4 protein-coding genes and 1 pseudogene are annotated in these 4,210 nt (G+C 61.6%); all 5 read right to left on the bottom strand.

What is annotated here, in order from left to right; translation table 11 throughout:
* Positions 1-492 (bottom strand): annotated as a pseudogene (locus VF497_RS02695) (energy transducer TonB); the annotation flags it as partial.
* Positions 493-987: 495 nt separating this feature from the next.
* Positions 988-1,344, bottom strand: coding sequence for a met regulon transcriptional regulator MetJ (metJ, locus tag VF497_RS02690; RefSeq protein ID WP_051084143.1), 357 nt, complete (start codon positions 1,342-1,344; stop codon positions 988-990).
* Between the two features lie 572 nt (positions 1,345-1,916).
* Positions 1,917-3,287 carry an aminomethyl-transferring glycine dehydrogenase subunit GcvPA gene (gene gcvPA / locus VF497_RS02685; protein ID WP_330886002.1) on the bottom strand — a complete coding sequence of 457 codons (1,371 nt, stop codon included), beginning with the start codon at positions 3,285-3,287 and terminating at the stop codon, positions 1,917-1,919.
* 75 nt (positions 3,288-3,362) lie between these two features.
* A complete protein-coding gene (gene gcvH / locus VF497_RS02680) occupies positions 3,363-3,761 on the bottom strand; it encodes a glycine cleavage system protein GcvH (RefSeq protein WP_330886000.1) in 399 nt (132 codons plus the stop codon).
* A 102-nt stretch (positions 3,762-3,863) separates the two neighbouring features.
* On the bottom strand, positions 3,864-4,210 hold a 347-nt coding region (locus VF497_RS02675; RefSeq protein ID WP_330885998.1), incomplete at its 5' end, for a glycine cleavage T C-terminal barrel domain-containing protein.

Below are 4,210 nucleotides of genomic sequence, written 5' to 3'. Positions count from 1 at the left end.
CGCTGCGGGCGTCGTCGCCGCCGGCGTCGCAGGATTCTTGGCGGCGTTCGCTGCGAGCGCCTTTTCCTGATCGCGCTTCTCCTGCTCGCGATCCATCTGCTTCTTCTTCAGATCGAGCTTGTTGCGCAGGATTGTCAGCGTGTAGTTGTTCGAGTCGAACTTGCCGAGCAAATCGATCGCGCGACGTCCCTCGTCGAGCTGACCCGCATTGATCTTCTGCTCGATTTCGCCGGTGGCGAGCGGGAACAATTCGCGCAGGCCCTCCTGCGCCGCCGCGTTGTTCGCGTCGCGACCGAGCACCAGAAGATAGAAGTCGACCGCGCTGTTGTCAGGCGGATCGATATAGCGTTTCTCGCTCAATGCCGTGCCGGCGTTGCGCAGCAGATCCGCGATCGTCAGATCGGTGCGCTTGGATGCCTCGCCACCGACCACCTCGGCCGGCTTGCTTGGCACTGGTGCCGTCGCCGTACCTGGCGCCTTGGCTCCGGGCACGGTTTGTCCCGTACCGGTGTCACGCCCCAGAAGGAAATAAGCCGAAATTGCCGCAACTGCTACAACCACTACCAGAGCGGCCCAAAGACCGGGCCCCTTGCGTCCGCTCGCCATGCCACTTCGCCCCCTATTTTTTGCGAAGTGCGATGGATACCACGTTATGCGATTGCAATTCAATGACCGAAGTCTGGTTCCGTGCACAAACCAGCGCATGCCGGCGTTGCAGCGGCATGACGGAAGCACGGGAAATGGTGCAGCGGCACGATCGCGGGAGCGCGAGGCGCAGACAGGTTCGTAAGGAGTCGGGAGCGGACGCTCCGCGAAGACGGGTCTCGTTTAAGGCCTCTTCCCGCGCTGGGCAGTCACGGGAAGAGGTAAACGGGGTGTCGCTTTTCTTGTTCTGGAAAAACCGGATGCCAACTCCGCATCCGTGAATCCATCGAACCCGAAGGTTCGCGATCAGTACTGCGTGTGAAAAGATGAAACGGGTGAAGCTTACTTCTTCTTGGCGGCCTTCTTGGCAACCTTCTTCGCGGCCTTCTTCACAACCTTGGCCTTCGCAACCTTCTTCACAGCTTTCTTGGCAGGTGCCTTCTTTGCAGCTTTCTTCGTAGCCATATCGCGTCTTAGCTCCTCGTCAGTTGGTAGTTGTTGCCCAGTAAAAGCATGCAGAAATGCTTCGACCAGCAAATCGCTGTTCGTCGCATGTCTTAAATTGTTCACCTGTCGGCGAGTACGTTCATCAGAGAGAAGTTTGAGTACGTGAAGCGGGATGGATACCGTCACTTTCTTCACGGCGTCGGACTTGCTGCCGTGTTCGATGTAAGGCTTTACAAACTTCGCCGCCGTCATGGATTCCATGTGCAGGTGTAACGACGGCGCAAAAATTATTCCCGAAGTGTTTAGCTGTCAACAGATTTGTGTTAACGCATGTGCGTCCGGACCTGCCGCTTGCCGCATGCGCACCGCCTCCACGGCGACTGACGCACCCGGCACATGCAAACGCGCATGTGCGTTTGGACGTCCGTTTGAGCTCGGCCGAATTTGCGGAAACACGCGTGATTCGCGCGACCGAGAGACGATCGAATCGGCAAAAGCTAGATTTGATGCGGGCTCCAGCGATCGCGACGCATCCGAGTCAAGTATACTTTTTATCTAAGTTTATTTTTATAAAAATTATTTCGCGCGTCTCTCGTCCGCGGCACGCGCATGTCGGCGGATGACATTCACTCGGCAACGGCATCTGAACGGTGGTGGCGGCGGACGAAAAATTTTTTTTCGCTGCCGGTGAAAAACGGCGATTTTCGATCCGATTTGCGCGAATTTGCGCGAAGTATACTTTCTCGACGCTCACCAGAAACGCGATGGAAGCAGCGCGACTTCACCCAGCGCGCGCGAAAAATTTCGCGCGCATGGGGCGAAGATCAGCTCAACGCGCGCCGCAGTGCCTGCGCAAAACGATCAAGGTCGGCGGCGGTCTTCGTCTCGGTCGCACAGACGAGCAGCGCGTTGCCGAGTTGCGCGTACTCGTCGCCGAGCGCGAAGCCGGCGACGATGTCGTCGTCCTTCGCCAGCCGTTCGATGACTTCATGCGCTGGCCGCGGCAGTTCGAGCGCGACCTCGTGGAAGAACGGCCGCGAGTACAGCTGACGCACGCCGGGAATGGCGACGAGAAGATCGCGCAGCGCGCGCGTGTTGTGCATGCTCGCGTTGGCGACGCGCGATGCGCCCTCCGGACCGAGCATCGCCATCGTGATCGTCGCCGCGGTGACGAGCAGGCCCTGGTTGGTGCAGATGTTCGAGGTCGCCTTGGCGCGGCGGATGTGCTGCTCGCGCGCCTGCAGGGTCAGGGCGAAACCTTCCTTGCCGTCGAGGTCGGTGGTGCGGCCGACGATGCGGCCCGGCATCTGGCGCACGAACTCCTGCTTGCAGGCGAGGATGCCGAAGTACGGACCGCCTGAAGACAGCGGCACGCCGAACGGCTGGCCATCGCCGCAGACTATGTCGGCGCCCCGCTTCGAATCTGAGCTGCCACCCCACTCGCGCGGCGGCTTCAACACCGCGAGCGACAACGGATTGACCACGCCGATGACGAGCGCGCCCTTGGCATGCGCCCAGTCGGTCAGCGCATCGACGTCTTCGAGTGCACCGAAGAAGTTCGGCTGCGGCACGACGAGTGCGGTGAACGGGCCGACGTCCTGCTTTGCCAATGCCGCGGCATCGATGCCGCCGTCGGCGCCGACATCGAGTTCGACGATTTCGATGTTCTGCAGCGGCAGGATCGTGTGCAGGGTCTTGCGGTAGGCCGGATGCACCGACTTCGGCACGAGCACGCGACGCGGACCCTTCTTCGCACAGCGTTCGGCCATCAGCGCGGCTTCGGCAAGCGAGGTCGCGCCGTCGTACATCGACGCGTTCGACACGTCCATGCCGGTCAGTCGCGTCATCATCGTCTGGTATTCGTAGATCAGCTGCAGCGTGCCCTGGCTCGCCTCGGCCTGGTACGGCGTGTAGGCCGAATAGAACTCGCCGCGCGAGACGATCGCCCAGACCGCGGCCGGGATGTGGTGCTCGTAGGCGCCGGCACCGCAAAAGTTCAGCGGCGTGCCATCCTGCGCCGCGCGCTCCTTCATCAGGCGCGTGATCTCCATTTCGTTGAGGCCCGGCGGCACCGCCTTGAGCTCGTCGATCTTGAGCGCAGCGGGGATTTCGTCGAACAGGTCTTCGATCTGGCTTGCGCCGATCGCCTTCAGCATCGCGGCAACGTCGGCTTCGGAATGGGGAATGAAAGGCATGGCGTGGGACTCGCTATAAATCAAAGGGCGCGTCGGAGACGCGCCCTGCATTGGGAAACGGGTTACCGCGGCAAATCAATGCTCGTCGTCTTCGATCGACTCGGCGTAGGCATCCGGATCAAGCAGCTCTTCGGATTCTTCGGCGAGATTGGACGGTTTGACGACGAAGATCCAGCCTTCGCCGTAGGCGTCCTCGTTGATCGTTTCGGGTTTGTCGCCGAGCGCCGAGTTCACCGCGATCACTTCGCCGGATACCGGCGAATAGACGTCCGAGGCGGCCTTGACCGACTCGACCACCGCACAGGCATTGCCGGCCTTGACCTCGTCACCGACGCTAGGCAGTTCGACATAGACCAGATCGCCAAGCAGGCCCTGGGCATGATCGGAAATGCCGACGGTCACGTTGCCGTTGTCCTCGACGCGCGCCCATTCGTGGGACTTCATGAATTTCAGATCGCCGGGAATTTCGTTCATGGCTTCAATCCTGAGGGGTAGCCGAGGGATGGGGGAGAAAACGGATGACGAATTTTACACCGCCAGCGGCGGCAAACATCAAATGGCCGCGCCGGGCGCGGGTCAAATGCCCTCGCAGGCCTTGCCGTCGCGCACGAACGGATACTTGACCAGGCGCACCGGCACGAGCTTGCCGCGGATGTCGACCTCGACACCGGCCGCCGCATCCGCGGGCACGCGCGCGAACGCGATTGCCTTGCCCAGGGTCGGCGAGAATGTGCCGGACAGGATTTCACCATCGCCCTGCGCCGTGGCGACGCGCTGGCCGTGGCGCAGCACGCCCTTCTCGTCCATGACCAGGCCGACCAGCGCGCGCGGCACGCCGTCCGCCTTCTGTTTTTCGAGCGCGGCGCGGCCGATGAAATCGCGGCCCGGCTCGAGCGACACAGTCCAGGCGAGCCCGGCTTCCC

Source organism: Rudaea sp., assembly GCF_036383415.1.
Classification (GTDB): domain Bacteria; phylum Pseudomonadota; class Gammaproteobacteria; order Xanthomonadales; family Rhodanobacteraceae; genus Rudaea.
The sequence above is the reverse complement of the archived record's forward strand: the minus strand, read 5'-3'. Positions and strand labels throughout refer to the sequence as shown.

Bases quoted from the DNA above. Each gene is read 5' to 3' on its own strand.
- metJ (WP_051084143.1), bottom strand. From the start codon at position 1,344: ATGACGGCGGCGAAGTTTGTAAAGCCTTACATCGAACACGGCAGCAAG.
- gcvH (WP_330886000.1), bottom strand. From the start codon at position 3,761: ATGAACGAAATTCCCGGCGATCTGAAATTCATGAAGTCCCACGAATGG.
- gcvPA (WP_330886002.1), bottom strand. From the start codon at position 3,287: ATGCCTTTCATTCCCCATTCCGAAGCCGACGTTGCCGCGATGCTGAAG.